Source organism: Pseudomonas panipatensis (assembly GCF_900099785.1).
GTDB lineage: Bacteria > Pseudomonadota > Gammaproteobacteria > Pseudomonadales > Pseudomonadaceae > Pseudomonas > Pseudomonas panipatensis.
Window position 1 is genome coordinate 104,066 of the sequence record NZ_FNDS01000008.1, and the last position, 15,351, is coordinate 119,416.

Consider the following 15,351-nt stretch of genomic DNA (forward strand, 5'->3'; position numbering starts at 1 on the left):
ATTGGCTGCGCAGTATAGAGGATGGCGTTTCGCCGCTGTTCATATCTAAAAGACCGGATGGTTTTCCCACTGCGCTTGTTGATAATGCAGGTTGGCCTTGTTTCCCGGGCCCATCGACCATCCCTCCCCGAGGTTCATTATCATTCATGTGGTACAACGGTTTCCTTGACTTGCCGCTCTGGCAGTTATTGGTTGTCACGCTGGTGCTCACTCACATCACCATCGTCAGCGTGACGGTCTACCTTCACCGCTATTCCGCGCATCGCGCCCTCGAACTGCATCCCGCCCTGCAGCACTTCTTCCGCTTCTGGTTGTGGCTGACCACGGCGATGAACACCCGCGAGTGGACCGCCATCCACCGTAAGCACCATGCCAAGTGCGAAACCGCCGAGGACCCGCACAGCCCGGTATACAAGGGGCTGGGCACCGTTCTCCGGCAAGGCGCCGAACTCTATCGCGCCGAGGCGAAGAACCAGGACACCCTGCGCATCTACGGCAAGAACTGCCCGGACGACTGGCTGGAGCGCAATGTCTACAGCCGCTTCCCGACTGGCGGCGTGGCCCTGATGGCGCTCATCGACATCGCCCTGTTCGGTGCCCTCGGCCTGACCGTGTGGGCGGTGCAGATGGTGTGGATCCCGTTCTGGGCCGCCGGCGTCATCAACGGCCTCGGCCACGCCATCGGCTACCGCAACTTCGAATGCCGCGACGCCGCCACCAACCTGGTGCCCTGGGGCATCATCATTGGCGGCGAAGAGCTGCACAACAACCACCATACCTACCCGAACTCGGCCAAGCTGTCGGTGAAGAAGTGGGAGTTCGACATGGGCTGGGCGTGGATCAAGCTGTTCTGCTTCCTCCGCCTGGCCAGGGTCGCCCGCGTGGCGCCCATCGCCCATCGGGTGGAAGGCAAGGGCAGCCTGGACATGGATACCGCCATGGCCATCCTCAACAATCGTTTCCAGATCATGGCGCAGTACCGCAAGCTGGTCATCGGGCCGCTGGTCAAGCAAGAGCTGGCCAAGGCCGATGCCTCGGTACGTCACCTGTTCCACCGTGCCAAGCGCCTGCTCGCGCGCGAAACCAGCCTGCTGGAAGAGCAACAGCAGGCGCGCATCCAGAGCCTGCTGGCGCAGAGCCAGGCCTTGCAAGTGATCTACGAGAAGCGCCTGGCCCTGCAGCAGATCTGGGTCAAGACCAGCGCCAACGGCCACGACATGCTCGCCGCCATCAAGCAATGGGTCCACGAAGCCGAAGCCAGTGGCATCCAGTCGCTGCGCGACTTCGCCGAGCAGCTCAAGACCTATTCGCTGCGCCCGGCGGTCTGACCGCGGACCGCTGCGTTGGGGAAAACGTCACGAAAAGCCCGCCATCTGGCGGGCTTTTGTCTTTTCGCTGAGCGCTTCGCTGTTTTTGCGGTCATAGCCCTCTTCGACAGGGCAAGGGAGATCGACCATGGATGAAAAGGGCAAGACACCGCAGGACTACGAAGAAGCGCTGCTGGCGCTGTTGCACAGCCGCGCCGAAGTGGAGCGCCTGAAGCAGCGCGAACAGCTGTTCAGCGCGCTGTTGGCCAGTGTCAATGCGGTGCTCTGGGCATTCGACTGGCAGGCCCAGCGCATGGTCTATGTCAGCCCGGCGTACGAGCGCATCTTCGGCCGCTCGGCGGCCTTGCTGCTGGCCGACTTCAGCGAGTGGCGCAACGCGATCTACCCGGACGATCTGGACTACGCGCAGAGCAGCCTGTTGCAAGTGCTCGAACGCGGCGCGGTGGAGCAGCGCGAGTACCGCATCCTGCGCGCCGATGGCGAGGTGCGCTGGCTGAGCGACAAGTGCTTCATCAGCCAGCAGGGCGAGGCGGGCCTGCCGCTGATGGTGGTCGGCATCGCCGAAGACATCACCGACAAGAAGCAGCTGGAAAACGAGCTGCATCGTCTCGCCACCACCGATGTGCTGACCCAGAGCAGCAACCGCCGCTACTTCTTCGATAACGCCGAGCAGGCCTTCGACGATTGCCGGCGGGCTGGCACGCCGCTGGCCTTGCTGTTGCTGGACGTCGATGACTTCAAGAAGATCAACGATCGGCACGGTCACCAGGCGGGCGACCGGGTGCTGCAGCGCCTCGCCCAGTGCGCGTCGGTCTCGCTGCGTCGCGGCGACCTGTTCGGGCGCGTCGGCGGCGAGGAGTTCGCCGTGCTGCTGCCCGGCTGCGACCAGGGCACCGCGCGGCAGATCGGTGAGCGCTTGCAGCGCGAGGTGCAGCGTCTGCGCTTCAACGAGGGGGAAGAGTCCTTCGGCATCACCGTCAGCCAGGGGCTGACCCTGTTCAAGGAGGGCGACGAAAACCTCTCCGCCCTCTACGGTCGGGCCGACGCCGCGCTGTACCAGGCCAAGCGCAACGGCAAGGACCGCATCGAACTGGCCTGAGCGCCGGCAAGCCCCTCTCCAGCATCATCGACGCGCATGCCTCGGAACCGGGCAGGGTGTGCTGTGTCTTCTTATATTCTTTATAAGCATTACTTTCTAATTATTAATTCTTTTTTGTTTTAATTCGATTCTCTTATCGTCGGCTCTGCGTGGCCGTGGGCGCCAGGCGAGGATTTCTCGGGGATCGATGGCGGGTATCCGCCAGCGCAGCCGCCAGGGGAGGCGGCTTTCCGCTGACGGGAGCGTGTGGGGATTGCAGGCGTCGGGCTGAAAGCCGCGCCAGTTCTGGTGTCGGGCGAGGCTGCTCAGTTGGCCTGGAGTTTGCGATGCCGGTGGCGAAGCCCTTGGCTTCGACCACAAGAACAAGATGCGAGTACCCGCAATGCTGCCATTCCTTCCTGCAAGACCTGTTCTGCTCGCCCGCCCGTGCCACGACCCCGAATAGGGGCGCGACCGCTTCACACCGACCGATCTACGCCCTTTAGCTCCGGGCCTTGCCTGGCGCCTGGCCGTTCGGCCGGCTTCGCACGGCGAAATTGCCGCTGCGAATGGCTGACTTCACACAAGATCAATTAATGGGGAACCCAATATGAAGAGTCGTACCATCACGCAATCCGCCCTGGCGCTCGCCGTGGCCAGTGCCGCGCTGGGTGTCCAGATCCAGGCGGCGAACGCCGCGGGCTTCATCGAGGACAGCAAGGCCAGCCTCACCCTGCGCAACTTCTACATCAACGCCGACAACCGCAACGGCAGCGCCGCGCCGAACAAGCAGGAGGAGTGGGGCCAGGGCTTCCTGCTCAACTATGCCTCCGGCTTCACCGAGGGCACCGTCGGCTTCGGCGTCGACGCCCTCGGCCTGCTCGGCGTGCGCCTGGACAGCGGCAAAGGCACCCACTACGAGTCCGCCAGCCAGCGCGCCGGCACTGTCTTCCCGTCTGACAGCGATGGCCGCGCCGTCGATGATTTCAGCAGCCTCGGCCTGACCGCCAAGGCCAAGGTGTCCAACACCGAGTTCCGCTACGGCACCCTGCAGCCCAAGCTGCCGGTGGTGGTCTACAACGACGGTCGCCTGCTGCCGGTGACCTTCGAGGGTGGCCAGGTCACCTCCACCGACCTGAAGGACTTCACCCTGGTCGCCGGCCAGTTGGAACATACCCGCGGGCGTAACTCCACCGACTGGCAGAGCCTGTCGATTTCCGGCGCCAATGGCAGCTCCGCGACTTCCCGCGACAGCAACAAGTTCTACTACGGCGGTGGCGACTACAAGGTCAACAAAGACCTGACGTTGCAGTACTACTACGGCCAGCTCACCGACTTCTACCAGCAGCATTTCCTCGGCCTGCAGCACAACTGGGCGATCGGCCCGGGCGTGCTGAAGACCGACCTGCGCGCCTTCGACAGCAACTCCGATGGCAAGAACGGCAGTGCCTCCGGCCGCGCCGATGGTTATGTGAGCAGCGGTTACTACGGCAATGGCGTGACCAAGGGTGAAGTGGACAACCGCGCCTTCAGCGGCCTGTTCACCTACACCGTCGCCGGCCACAGCTTCGGCGCCGGCTACCAGGTGCTCAACGGCGACAGCGACTTCCCCTTCCTCAACCGCGGCGACGGCGAAGGCTCCACCGCCTACCTGATCACCGACGTGCAGATCGGCAAGTTCCAGCACGCCGGCGAGCGTACCTGGCAGGCCCGTTACGGCTACGATTTCGCCCAGCTCGGCGTCCCCGGCCTGACCGTCAACGCCATCTACCTGAACGGCGACAGCATCAAGACCAAGACTGGCGACCAGGGCGAGTGGGAGCGCGACTTCAGCGTCGCCTACGTGATCCCCGACGGCACCTTCAAGGGCCTCGGCTTCACCTGGAAGAACGCGGCGCTGCGCAGCGGCCTGCAGGCCTCCGGCTCGGGCACGCCGACCCAGCGCGATCAGGACGAGAACCGTCTGATCGTCAGCTACACCCTGCCGCTGCTGTAAGCGCCGGTAGCGATGCGCCTGCCCTCGCTGGGCGGCGCATTCCGGCAGCCGTCTTGGCCACCAATGAAAAAAGGCCGTCGTCCCTCACCGGGCGACGGCCTTTGCGTTTGCGGCGAGCGACTCAGCGCGTCTGCGGCGCGGGCTGCTGCTGGGTGATGCAGTGAATGTTGCCGCCGCCGAGGAGGATCTCGCGGCCCGGTACCATCACCACCTCGTGCGCGGGGAACACGCGCTGGAGGATGGCCCTGGCCTCGGCGTCCTTCGCGTCGTCGAAGCTCGGCGCGATGATGCCGCCGTTGACGATCAGGAAGTTGACGTAGGAGCCGGCCAGGCGGATCGACGGGTCGCGCTCCTGTGTGCCGACCACCAGGTCGACGCCGGCGCATTCTTCTTCGGTGGCATGGATCGGCCCGGGAATCGGCATCTTGTGCACCACCAACTGGCGACCCTTGGCGTCGCGCGCCTGCTCCAACACGCGCATGGCGGCCTGGCAGCGCGGGTAGTTCGGGTCCTGCGGGTCGTCGGTCCAGGCCAGCAGGACCTCGCCCGGGCGCACGTAGCAGCAGAAGTTGTCGACGTGACCGTCGGTTTCGTCGTTATAGAGGCCGTCCGGCAGCCAGATCACCGTGTCGATGGCCAGGTGCTCGCGCAGTACCTGCTCGATCTCCTCGCGCGACAGGTGCGGGTTGCGGTTGCGGTTGAGCAGGCATTCCTCGGTGGTGATCAGGGTGCCTTCGCCATCGACGTGGATGGAGCCGCCTTCGAGCACGAAGCCTTCGGTACGGTAGCTCTGGCAGCGCTCGATCTCGAGGATCTTGGCGGCGACCTGGTCGTCACGCTGCCAGGGGAAATACAGGCCGCCTTCGAAGCCGCCCCAGGCGTTGAAGGTCCAGTCGACGCCGCGCACCGCGCCCCTGTCGTCGATGACGAAGGTTGGCCCGGTGTCACGCACCCAGGCGTCGTCGGTGCTGATCTCGACCACGCGGATATTGTCGCAGTGGGCGAGGCGCGCGCGGGCATTCTCGAACTGCCCGGCGGAAACGCAGACTGTCACCGGCTCGAAGCGCGCGATGGCTTCGGCCACGGCGCTGAAGGCGGCCTGCGCCGGCTTGCCGCCGAGGCGCCAGTTGTCCGGGCGCTCCGGCCAGACCATCCAGGTCTGGGTATGGGGTTCCCACTCCGCGGGCATGCGGAAGCCGTCGGCGCGGGGCGTGCTAGTCAGGGGGATCATGGGGTCACCAGTTTCAAGCGGCTGCGGAGGGCGGGGAGGCAAGGCCTCCCGCCAGGCGGACTTACTCGGAGAGGTTCTCGCCATCGAGGCTTGCGATCGGCCAGTACAGATTCGGACGACGGTCGCGGAACACGCCCCAGGCGGTGCGGATCTTCTCCAGTTCGTCGAGATCGAAGCTGTGCACCAGGATGCCTTCCTCGGTCTCGTTGAGTTCCTCGACCTTCTTGCCGAACTGGTCGGCGATGAACGAGGAGCCGTAGAAGGTGATGTCGTAGCCGTCCTGCTCTTCCTTGCCGATGCGGTTGGAGGCGATCAGCGGCATCAGGTTGGCGCCGGCATGGCCCTGCTGCACGCGCTGCCAGTGGTCGCGCGAGGTGATGTTGGCGTCATGCGGCTCGCTGCCGATGGCGGTCGGGTAGAAGAGGATTTCCGCGCCCATCAGCGCCATGCTGCGGGCGCACTCCGGGAACCACTGGTCCCAGCAGATGCCGACGCCGATGCGCGCGTAGGCGGTATCCCACACTTTGAAACCGCTGTCGCCCGGGTTGAAGTAGTACTTCTCGTGGTAGCCCGGGCCGTCCGGAATGTGGCTCTTGCGGTAGATGCCCAGGTTGCTGCCGTCGGCGTCGATGATAGCGATGCTGTTGAAGCGGGCGCGGCCGGCGCGCTCGAAGAAGCTGATCGGCAGAACCACTTTCAGCTCGGCGGCGACTTTCTGGAAGTGCGCGATGGCGGCGTTCTCTTCCACGCGGGTCGCCAGCTGGGTGTAGTCGGCATTGGGCTTCTGGCAGAAGTAGGGGGTCTCGAACAGTTCCTGGATCAGGATGATCTGCGCGCCCTTGGCGGCAGCCTGGCGCACCAGCTTCTCGGCATTGGCGATATTGGCCTGGCGATCCCAGGAACAGGCCATCTGAGTAGCGGCGACGGTGACATTGCGGGTCATGGAACACCTCATGAGCGGACGCGGATGGGCCTTCTGACCTTAGCAGAGGCCGGTGACGTTGCTGCGTGGTGGCGTGCATTCGCTCTCCGCGCAGCGTTGAGGCGATTTATATCCGATAAAAATCGGCTTTTGAAGCGATAATTTTCTATTGAAAGAAATTTATGGATAAAAAACCGGATAAGTATCGGTAAAAGTATCGCGAGTCTTCAGCGGGCGCTCTGCCGTTTGGGCAGGAAGGGCGGCAGGTACAGCGCCAGGTAGGCGTCGAAGACGCGCATGCCTTCTTCCGCCAGGCGCGGCTCGATGTGGCCGTGGCGTTGCACCGAAAGGGCATAGACGCGGTCGCCCAGCTCCATGGCCAGGCTGAACACCTCGATATCCTCGGGCAGCTCCGGCAGGTGGAAGTGCCGGTCGAACAGCGCGCGCATGGAGTCGCCGAGTTGCACGTCGTGCTGCCGGTCGGCCAGGGTCACTTCGGCCAGGCCGTGGCTGGCCAGGATCAGTTGCCGCGCGGCGGCGTCGGCGGCATAGACCGCGAGCATGCGCTCTTCGACGATGCGCGAGAGGTCACGCCAGCAGCGCAGCGCGGCATGTTCCACCGGGGCGGCGAGGCAGGCGCGGAAGGCCGCGTGGACGTCCGCGGTGAGCGCCTGCAGCAGCGCCGGCACGCTGGGGAAGAAGTGGTAGACCGAGGATGGCGGCATCTCCGCGCGTTCGGCCACGGCGTAGATCGACAGGCCGGCGGCGCCGTTCTCGGCGAGCAGGGCGCGGGCGGCAGCGAGGATCGCGGCGATGCGCGCCTGGCTGCTGGCGCGCGGCTTGCGGGAGCTGTTGGCGGTGGTCGACATGGGAATCTCCGGGCGTGGGCGGCTATTGGACGCCAGCTCACGCCGGAGGAGCAAGTCAGTTGCTGGCGCGCAGCTTGTCCCAGACTTCCTTGAACACCGGCGCGGTCTTCTCCGGCGCGGTTTCCAGGGCGAACAGGCGGCGCTTGGTTTCCTGGTCCGGGTACAGGCCTGCCTGGCTGCGCAGGGCCGGATCGAGGAACGAGGCGGCATCGGCGTTGCCATTGGGGTAGAGGGTGGCGCTGGTGATCTGCGCGGCGACCTTCGGCTGCATCAGGTAATCGATGAAGCGCAGGGCCTGGTCGCGGTGCTCGGCGCTGCTGGGGATCACCAGGCTGTCGATGAACAGCACCGAGCCTTCCTGGGGCACCATGAAGTGCACCGGCTGGCCGGCGTTGGCCGCGTGCAGGGCATCGCCGACCCAGGCCATGGCGACGCACAGCTTGCCGTCGTTGAGATCCTGGATATAGCGCTCGCTGTCGATGTAGCGCAGGTTCGGCCGCAGCGCCGCGAGTACCTCGCCGGCGCGGCGAATCTGTGTCGGCGCGCTGCGGGCAAAGTTGCGGCCCTGGTAGTTCATCAGCACCGAGAAGGTTTCGCTGGGAGCATCGAGCAGGCTGATGCCGCAGCTCTTCAGGCGCTGGCTGTTCTGTGGATCGAACAGCAGGCTCCAGCTATCCGGTATCGGGCCGCCGAGGGCCTTTTCCACCTGCGGCTGGTTCACTGCCAGGCCCACCGCGCCCCACAGATAGGGCACGGCATGCTGGTTGTTCGGATCGACCGCGGCCAGCTTGCTCAGCAGTTGCGGGTCGAGGTGCTGGCGGTTGGGCAGGCGCGTGAGGTCCAGCGGCTGGATCAGCTGGTCCTTGATCAGTTGCGGCAGGTCGTTGTGCGAGGGCACCGCGACATCGATGTGCTCGCCGCTGTGCAGCAGTTGCTTCAGCTCCTCCGCGGTGCTGTAGGTGTGGTACTCGACGCGGATGCCGGTGTCTTTCTCGAAGTCCTTGAGCACTTCGGGAGCGATGTAGTCGTTCCAGTTGTAGACGCGGATGACTTCTTCGGCCTGGACGAACAGCGGGCACAGTAACAGCAACAGCGGGGCAAGCAGGCGTGGCATTGACATTCTCCCTGTATGTCCAAGCGCAGCATGGGCGGCTGGTGGCCGGGCGAGCCCGTTCTCCAGCGAAGAAGGCAGTCGTGCAGAGACGCGGTCGAGCCGCGTGATAGCGCCGGGGTCGGAGCCGCCGGCACCGACGCCCCCGCGTTGTGTGCCTGTCGGTCCGCCCCGTCGCTTGCCAGCCGTACAAAGAGACGCCGGCACGGGGCCGGCGTCTCGCGACTGGCTTATACGGTGTGCAGGTACCAGTTGTACTCGAGGTCGGAGATCGAGTACTCGAACTCCTGCAGCTCGTGTTCCTTGCACGCGACGAAGATGTCGATGTACTCGGGGCTGATGTACTTGTTCATCACATCGCTGTCGTCCAGCTCGCGCAGCGCATCGCGCAAGTTGTTCGGCAGGCTCTGCTCGAGTTGCTCGTAAGCGTTGCCTTCGATGGGCGCGCCCGGTTCGACCTGGTTGGTCAGGCCGTGGTGGATGCCCGCGAGTACCGCTGCCAGCAGCAGGTACGGGTTGGCGTCGGCACCGGCGACCCGGTGTTCCAGGCGTACCGCTTCCGGCGCGCCGGTCGGCACGCGCAGGGCCACGGTGCGGTTGTCCAGGCCCCAGCTCGGCGCGTTCGGTACGAAGAAGGCCGAACCGAAGCGGCGGTAGGAGTTCACGTTCGGGCAAAGGAAGGCCATGGAGGCCGGCAGGGTCTCGAGCACACCGCCGATTGCATGGCGCAACGCGGCGTTCTGCTCGGGATCCTCGCTGGTGAAGATGTTCTTGCCATCCTTGTCCAGCAGCGACACATGAACGTGCAGACCGTTGCCGGCCTGACCCGGGTAGGGTTTGGCCATGAAGGTCGAGTCCATCTCATGGTCGTAGGCCACGTTCTTGATCAGGCGCTTGAGCAGTACCGCATAGTCACAGGCCTTCAGCGCGTCGTTGACGTGATGCAGGTTGACTTCGAACTGCGCCGGGGCGCTTTCCTTGACGATGGCGTCGGCCGGGATACCTTGGGCGCGGGCTCCGTCGATGATGTCCTGCAGGCAGTCTGCGTACTCGTCGAGGTCGTCGATGGAGTAAACCTGAACCGATTGCGGGCGTTTGCCGGAGATCGGCGAGCGTGGCGGCTGCGGACGGCCGTTCACGTTCTCCTGGTCGATCAGGTAGAACTCCAGTTCGAAGGCCGCGACGATGCTCAGGCCGATGTCGGTGAACTTCTGCACGACTTGGCGCAGCACTTCACGTGGGTCGGCGAAGAACGGCTCGCCTTCCATTTCATGCATGGTCATCAGCAGTTGCGCGGTCGGGCGCTTCTGCCAGGGTTCCATGGCGATGGTGTCGGGGATGGGGAAGCAGACGCGGTCGGCATCGCCGATGTCCAGGCCCAGGCCGGTGCTTTCCACGGTGGAGCCGGTGATATCGAGGGCGAACAGCGATGCGGGGAGATTGATACCTTTTTCGAATACTTTGGGCAGACTGGTGCGTTCGATGCGTTTACCGCGAACCACTCCATTCATGTCTGCAATAAGGAGGTCGACGAATTGGACCTCGGGGTGTTCCTTCAGGAACTCGGTCGCTTCTGTGAGCGGAACGGCACTCGGGGGTACCGACATGATGCAACACCTTTATTGTTAAAAATTTCAATCATGCAGGGGCTGAGGTGTGAGTCAATCCGAAAGGCCTGTTGTTGTCAATAGCGCCAAAAATTGCTCCCTGTTGGTGCAATGGGGCCGTTTTTGGGGCGTTTCAGGTCGCTTTCGACTCGCTGAAAGCCATGGCTGGCGCGATGTTCAGTAAGGCGTGTGCAATTTTTTACAGAGCTATTGTGTAAAAAAATGAACAGCGCTAAGCTCGGTCGCAACCCATAACACATAACAAGCACGGGTGCCCCAATGTCTCGCCTGCCGTTAATCGGTGTATCTGCGTGTATCAGGCAGATCGGTCCTCAGCCATACCACACCGCCGGCGACAAATATCTCAAGGCTGTCGTTCACGGCGCTAATGGTCTTCCGCTGATCATTCCTGCCCTGGGCGAACAGATCGACCAAGGCACCCTGCTGGCCAGTCTCGACGGCCTGCTCTTCACTGGCTCTCCGTCGAACATCGAGCCTCATCATTATAGTGGTTCTGCGAGCGATGCTGGCACATTGCACGATATCGCCCGCGACGCTACCACACTGCCCCTCATTCGCGCTGCGATCGCCGCTGGCGTACCGGTACTCGGTATCTGCCGCGGCTTTCAGGAGATCAATGTGGCTATGGGCGGCAGCCTGCACCAGAAGGTGCACGAGACACCAGGATTCATGGACCACCGCGAGCCGGCAGACCAGCCGCTCGAGGTGCAGTACGCCCAGCGCCATGCCGTGCATGTGCAGCCGGGCGGAGTGCTCGCCGGCATCGGCTTGCCGGAAGAGATAAAGGTCAATTCCATTCATGGCCAGGGCGTTGAACGTCTGGCGCCGGGCCTTCGAGTAGAAGCGCTGGCGCCTGACGGGTTGGTCGAAGCCTTCTCCGTCGAAGGTGCCAAGACCTTCGCACTCGGTGTGCAGTGGCACCCGGAGTGGCAGGTCCGATCGAACCCCAACTATCTCGCTATCTTCCAGGCATTCGGCAAAGCCTGCAGCAAGAGGGCGGGGCAACGTTGAGTCCGGCGGTTGGGGCCGGGCTCTCACACCCTGAGGTCTTTATGACTACCAAGTTAGACCAGCTGACCAGCTGGCTGAAGGAACGCAAGATCACCGAAGTGGAATGTCTGATCGCCGATCTGACCGGGATTGCCCGGGGCAAGATCGCGCCGACCAACAAGTTCCTCAACGAGAAGGGCATGCGCCTGCCGGAGAGTGTTCTCCTGCAGACCGTGACCGGTGATTACGTCGAGGACGACATCTATTACGACCTGCTGGACCCGGCGGACATCGATATGGTCTGCCGCCCGGACGAGAATGCCGTGTTCCTCGTCCCCTGGGCCATCGAACCTACCGCGATGGTGATCCACGATACCTACGACAAGCTCGGCAATCCCATCGAGCTGTCGCCGCGCAATATTCTCAAGCGCGTGCTCAAACTCTATTCCGACAAGGGCTGGAAGCCGATCGTGGCCCCGGAGATGGAGTTCTACCTGACCAAGCGCAGCGACGACCCAGACTACCCGTTGCAGGCGCCGGTCGGCCGCTCCGGCCGCCAGGAAACCGGCCGCCAGTCCTTCTCCATCGACGCGGCGAACGAATTCGACCCGCTGTTCGAGGACATGTACGACTGGTGCGAAGCGCAAGGCCTGGACCTGGACACGCTGATCCACGAGGAAGGCACCGCGCAGATGGAAATCAACTTCCGTCATGGCGATGCCCTCGATCTGGCCGACCAGATCCTGGTGTTCAAGCGCACCATGCGCGAGGCCGCGCTCAAGCACAACGTCGCGGCGACCTTCATGGCCAAGCCGATGACCGGCGAGCCGGGCAGCGCCATGCACCTGCACCAGAGCATCATCGATATCAAGACCGGCAAGAACATCTTCTCCAATGCCGACGGCAGCATGAGCGAGCTGTTCCTGCACCATATCGGTGGCTTGCAACGTTTCATCCCCGAGGCGTTGCCGCTGTTCGCGCCCAACGTCAACTCGTTCCGCCGCTTCCTGCCGGATACCTCGGCACCGGTGAACGTCGAGTGGGGCGAAGAGAATCGTACCGTCGGCCTGCGCGTGCCGGACTCCAACCCGGAGAACCGTCGCGTGGAGAACCGTCTGGCCGGTGCCGATGCCAACCCATACCTGGCCCTGGCGGCCAGCCTGCTGTGTGGCTACATCGGCATGATCGAAGGCATCAAGCCCAGTGCCCAGGTCAAAGGACGCGGCTATGAGCGACGCAATCTGCGCTTGCCGCTGACCATCGAGGCGGCGCTGGAAACCATGGAAGGCAGCAAGACCCTTGAACAGTACCTCGGTAGCAGGTTCATCCGCGGCTATATCGCGGTGAAGCGCGCCGAGCACGAGAACTTCAAGCGGGTGATCAGTTCCTGGGAGCGCGAGTTCCTCCTGCTTTCCGTCTGATCGGCGTGGGGCCCGGCTGTCCCGGCCGGGCCCTGTGTTACATAGAGAGAGGTTTTGACCAAAATGACTAAAGAGACCAGCGCCCAGACCCAACACTGGCAGGCGCTCAGCCGCGAACACCACCTGGCTCCGTTCACCGACTACAAACAACTGAACGAGAAGGGCGCGCGGATCATCACCAAAGCCGAAGGCGTGTACCTGTGGGACAGCGAGGGCAACAAGATCCTCGATGGCATGGCCGGTCTCTGGTGCGTCAACGTCGGCTACGGCCGCAAGGAACTCGCTGACGCTGCCTACAAGCAGATGCTTGAGCTGCCCTACTACAACCTGTTCTTCCAGACGGCCCACCCGCCGGTGCTGGAGTTGGCCAAGGCCATCGCCGACATCGCGCCGGAAGGCATGAACCATGTGTTCTTCACCGGTTCGGGTTCGGAGTCCAACGACACCGTGCTGCGCATGGTCCGCCACTACTGGGCGATCAAGGGCCAGCCGCAGAAGAAGGTGGTCATCGGCCGCTGGAACGGCTACCACGGTTCCACCGTCGCCGGCGTCAGCCTGGGCGGCATGAAGGCCCTGCACAGCCAGGGCGACCTGCCGATTCCGGGCATCGAGCACATCGCTCAGCCGTACTGGTTCGGCGAGGGCGGCGACATGGACCCGGAAGAGTTCGGCGTCTGGGCTGCCGAGCAACTGGAGAAGAAAATTCTCGAAGTCGGCGAAGACAAGGTCGCGGCCTTCATCGCCGAGCCGATCCAGGGTGCCGGCGGCGTGATCGTTCCGCCGCAAAGCTACTGGCCGAAGATCCGCGAGATCCTCGCCAAGTACGACATCCTGTTCATCGCCGACGAAGTCATCTGCGGCTTCGGCCGCACCGGCGAATGGTTCGGCAGCCAGTACTACGGCAACGCCCCGGACCTGATGCCGATCGCCAAGGGCCTGACCTCCGGCTACATCCCCATGGGTGGCGTGATCGTCCGCGACGAGATCGTCCATACCCTGAATGAGGGGGGCGAGTTCTACCACGGCTTCACTTACTCTGGGCACCCGGTCGCCGCCGCGGTGGCGCTGGAGAACATCCGTATCCTGCGTGAAGAGAAGATCGTCGAGACGGTCAAAGCGGAAACGGCACCGTATTTGCAGAAACGCTGGCAGGAACTGGCGGATCATCCGCTGGTGGGTGAAGCGCGCGGTGTCGGCCTGGTGGCCGCACTGGAGCTGGTCAAGAACAAGAAGACCCGCCAGCGCTTCGAAGGCCAGGGCGTGGGGATGCTGTGCCGTGAGCACTGCTTCCGCAATGGTCTGATCATGCGTGCGGTTGGCGACACAATGATTATTTCGCCGCCGCTGGTGATCAGTAAGTCGCAGATCGACGATCTGATCACTCTGGCGCGCAAGTGCCTCGATCAAACCGCCGCTGTTGTGCTGTCTTGAGTCTTTAACCGGACCTTTGACAGACTGCGCCTGTGCGTTGGCCAGGCTCACCGGGTGGTGACGGCAGAGACTGTTCGGCGCCACCCGGATACACGAAAAATAACTGGAGCTACCCGCATGTTTAAGACCTTCGGCAAGACCCTGCTCGCTGTGACTCTGGCGAGCGCTGTGGCCGGTATGGCACAGGCCGATAACAAGGTATTGCACGTCTACAACTGGTCGGACTACATCGCCCCGGATACGGTCGATAAGTTCACCAAGGAAACCGGCACCAAGGTCGTCTATGACGTCTATGACAGCAACGAAGTGCTGGAGGCCAAGCTGCTGGCCGGCAAGTCGGGCTACGACGTGGTAGTGCCGTCCAACTCCTTCCTCGCCAAGCAGATCAAGGCCGGCGTCTACCAGCCGCTGGACAAGTCCAAGCTGCCGAACTGGAAGAACCTCAACCCGGACATCATGAAGACGCTGGAAGTCAGCGACCCGGGTAACAAGTACGCCATCCCCTACATGTGGGGCACCATCGGCATCGGCTACAACCCGGACAAGGTCAAGGCCGCGCTCGGCGACAACGCCCCGGTCGATTCCTGGGACCTGGTGTTCAAGCCGGAGAACATGGAAAAGCTGAAGCAGTGCGGCGTGAGCTTCCTCGATTCGCCGACCGAAATGATCCCGGCGGCCCTGCACTACCTGGGCTACAAGCCGGACAGCAGCGATCCCAAGGAAATCAAGGCGGCTGAAGACCTGTTCCTGAAGATCCGCCCGTACGTGGCCTACTTCCATTCCTCGAAGTACATCTCCGACCTGGCCAACGGCAACATCTGCGTGGCTATCGGTTACTCCGGCGACATCTTCCAGGCCAAGTCCCGCGCCGCGGAAGCCAAGAACAACGTGAAAGTGGCCTACAAGATTCCGAAGGAAGGCGCCGGCGCATTCTTCGACACCGTGGCCATCCCGAAGGATGCCGAGAACCCCGAAGGCGCGCTGCAGTGGATCAACTTCCTGCTCAAGCCTGAAATCATCGCCGAGGTCAGCGACACCGTTTCCTACCCGAACGGCAACGCCGCCGCCACCCCGCTGGTGAAAGAAGAAATCCGCAACGACCCGGGTATCTACCCGAGCGACGAAGTCATGAAGAAGCTGTACGCCTTCCCGGATCTGCCGGCGAAGACCCAGCGTCTGCTGACTCGCAGCTGGACCACCATCAAGTCCGGCAAGTAATGGGATAGCCCGGCCGGCGATCCTTGCCGGCCTGGATGTACCGGGTACGCGATGGGGGAGCCATGGCTTCCCCATCCGCGAGGCCCTGAATTTCGGATCATCTCAGTGGGATGGCCGTTGGTCGCGAC

Annotated in this window: 12 protein-coding genes; 7 read left to right on the forward strand and 5 right to left on the reverse strand. The window is 63.3% G+C overall.

Annotation, left to right across the window (positions count from 1 at the left end):
* The first annotated feature begins 146 nt into the window (after window positions 1-146).
* The 3 genes from desA to BLQ74_RS18880 all read left to right on the forward strand — a co-directional run bounded on the left by desA (window position 147) and on the right by BLQ74_RS18880 (window position 4,402).
* The gene (gene desA / locus BLQ74_RS18870) at window positions 147-1,328 is read left to right on the forward strand and encodes a delta-9 fatty acid desaturase DesA (protein WP_090265018.1); all 1,182 of its coding nucleotides are present in this window, start codon (window positions 147-149) and stop codon (window positions 1,326-1,328) included.
* Window positions 1,329-1,455: 127 nt separating this feature from the next.
* Window positions 1,456-2,427 (forward strand): GGDEF domain-containing protein, encoded by a 972-nt coding sequence (locus BLQ74_RS18875; RefSeq protein ID WP_090265020.1) that lies wholly within the window; start codon window positions 1,456-1,458, stop codon window positions 2,425-2,427.
* 589 nt (window positions 2,428-3,016) lie between these two features.
* Window positions 3,017-4,402, forward strand: coding sequence for an OprD family porin (locus BLQ74_RS18880; protein WP_090265022.1), 1,386 nt, complete (start codon window positions 3,017-3,019; stop codon window positions 4,400-4,402).
* A 121-nt stretch (window positions 4,403-4,523) separates the two neighbouring features.
* On the opposite strand, the gene aguA is transcribed toward BLQ74_RS18880, so the two are convergent.
* The 5 genes from aguA to BLQ74_RS18905 all read right to left on the reverse strand — a co-directional run bounded on the left by aguA (window position 4,524) and on the right by BLQ74_RS18905 (window position 10,142).
* The gene (gene aguA, locus BLQ74_RS18885; protein ID WP_090265024.1) at window positions 4,524-5,633 is read right to left on the reverse strand and encodes an agmatine deiminase; all 1,110 of its coding nucleotides are present in this window, start codon (window positions 5,631-5,633) and stop codon (window positions 4,524-4,526) included.
* 61 nt (window positions 5,634-5,694) lie between these two features.
* Window positions 5,695-6,576: an N-carbamoylputrescine amidase gene (gene aguB / locus BLQ74_RS18890; protein WP_090265026.1), complete on the reverse strand. Its 882-nt coding sequence runs from the start codon at window positions 6,574-6,576 to the stop codon at window positions 5,695-5,697.
* Between the two features lie 206 nt (window positions 6,577-6,782).
* On the reverse strand, window positions 6,783-7,424 hold the full coding sequence (locus BLQ74_RS18895; RefSeq protein ID WP_090265028.1) for a TetR/AcrR family transcriptional regulator: 642 nt from the start codon (window positions 7,422-7,424) through the stop codon (window positions 6,783-6,785).
* 55 nt (window positions 7,425-7,479) lie between these two features.
* Window positions 7,480-8,538 (reverse strand): polyamine ABC transporter substrate-binding protein, encoded by a 1,059-nt coding sequence (locus BLQ74_RS18900; protein ID WP_090265030.1) that lies wholly within the window; start codon window positions 8,536-8,538, stop codon window positions 7,480-7,482.
* 227 nt (window positions 8,539-8,765) lie between these two features.
* Entirely contained in the window at window positions 8,766-10,142 is a 1,377-nt protein-coding gene (locus BLQ74_RS18905; RefSeq protein WP_090265033.1) for a glutamine synthetase family protein, read from the reverse strand.
* Window positions 10,143-10,421: 279 nt separating this feature from the next.
* Here BLQ74_RS18905 and BLQ74_RS18910 point away from each other — a divergent pair, with 279 nt between their 5' ends.
* The 4 genes from BLQ74_RS18910 to BLQ74_RS18925 all read left to right on the forward strand — a co-directional run bounded on the left by BLQ74_RS18910 (window position 10,422) and on the right by BLQ74_RS18925 (window position 15,223).
* On the forward strand, window positions 10,422-11,174 hold the full coding sequence (locus BLQ74_RS18910; protein ID WP_090265035.1) for a gamma-glutamyl-gamma-aminobutyrate hydrolase family protein: 753 nt from the start codon (window positions 10,422-10,424) through the stop codon (window positions 11,172-11,174).
* Window positions 11,175-11,215: 41 nt separating this feature from the next.
* Window positions 11,216-12,574 (forward strand): glutamine synthetase family protein, encoded by a 1,359-nt coding sequence (locus tag BLQ74_RS18915; protein WP_090265036.1) that lies wholly within the window; start codon window positions 11,216-11,218, stop codon window positions 12,572-12,574.
* Between the two features lie 63 nt (window positions 12,575-12,637).
* The gene (locus tag BLQ74_RS18920; RefSeq protein ID WP_090265501.1) at window positions 12,638-14,005 is read left to right on the forward strand and encodes an aspartate aminotransferase family protein; all 1,368 of its coding nucleotides are present in this window, start codon (window positions 12,638-12,640) and stop codon (window positions 14,003-14,005) included.
* Between the two features lie 117 nt (window positions 14,006-14,122).
* Window positions 14,123-15,223, forward strand: coding sequence for a polyamine ABC transporter substrate-binding protein (locus tag BLQ74_RS18925; RefSeq protein WP_090265040.1), 1,101 nt, complete (start codon window positions 14,123-14,125; stop codon window positions 15,221-15,223).
* Window positions 15,224-15,351 lie beyond the last annotated feature (128 nt).

What these genes read in the sequence shown, in the direction of transcription:
- desA (WP_090265018.1), top strand. Translation starts at nt 147, where the DNA reads ATGTGGTACAACGGTTTCCTTGACTTGCCGCTCTGGCAGTTATTGGTT.
- BLQ74_RS18875 (WP_090265020.1), top strand. Translation starts at nt 1,456, where the DNA reads ATGGATGAAAAGGGCAAGACACCGCAGGACTACGAAGAAGCGCTGCTG.
- BLQ74_RS18880 (WP_090265022.1), top strand. Translation starts at nt 3,017, where the DNA reads ATGAAGAGTCGTACCATCACGCAATCCGCCCTGGCGCTCGCCGTGGCC.
- aguA (WP_090265024.1), bottom strand. Translation starts at nt 5,633, where the DNA reads ATGATCCCCCTGACTAGCACGCCCCGCGCCGACGGCTTCCGCATGCCC.
- aguB (WP_090265026.1), bottom strand. Translation starts at nt 6,576, where the DNA reads ATGACCCGCAATGTCACCGTCGCCGCTACTCAGATGGCCTGTTCCTGG.
- BLQ74_RS18895 (WP_090265028.1), bottom strand. Translation starts at nt 7,424, where the DNA reads ATGTCGACCACCGCCAACAGCTCCCGCAAGCCGCGCGCCAGCAGCCAG.
- BLQ74_RS18900 (WP_090265030.1), bottom strand. Translation starts at nt 8,538, where the DNA reads ATGCCACGCCTGCTTGCCCCGCTGTTGCTGTTACTGTGCCCGCTGTTC.
- BLQ74_RS18905 (WP_090265033.1), bottom strand. Translation starts at nt 10,142, where the DNA reads ATGTCGGTACCCCCGAGTGCCGTTCCGCTCACAGAAGCGACCGAGTTC.
- BLQ74_RS18910 (WP_090265035.1), top strand. Translation starts at nt 10,422, where the DNA reads ATGTCTCGCCTGCCGTTAATCGGTGTATCTGCGTGTATCAGGCAGATC.
- BLQ74_RS18915 (WP_090265036.1), top strand. Translation starts at nt 11,216, where the DNA reads ATGACTACCAAGTTAGACCAGCTGACCAGCTGGCTGAAGGAACGCAAG.
- BLQ74_RS18920 (WP_090265501.1), top strand. Translation starts at nt 12,638, where the DNA reads ATGACTAAAGAGACCAGCGCCCAGACCCAACACTGGCAGGCGCTCAGC.
- BLQ74_RS18925 (WP_090265040.1), top strand. Translation starts at nt 14,123, where the DNA reads ATGTTTAAGACCTTCGGCAAGACCCTGCTCGCTGTGACTCTGGCGAGC.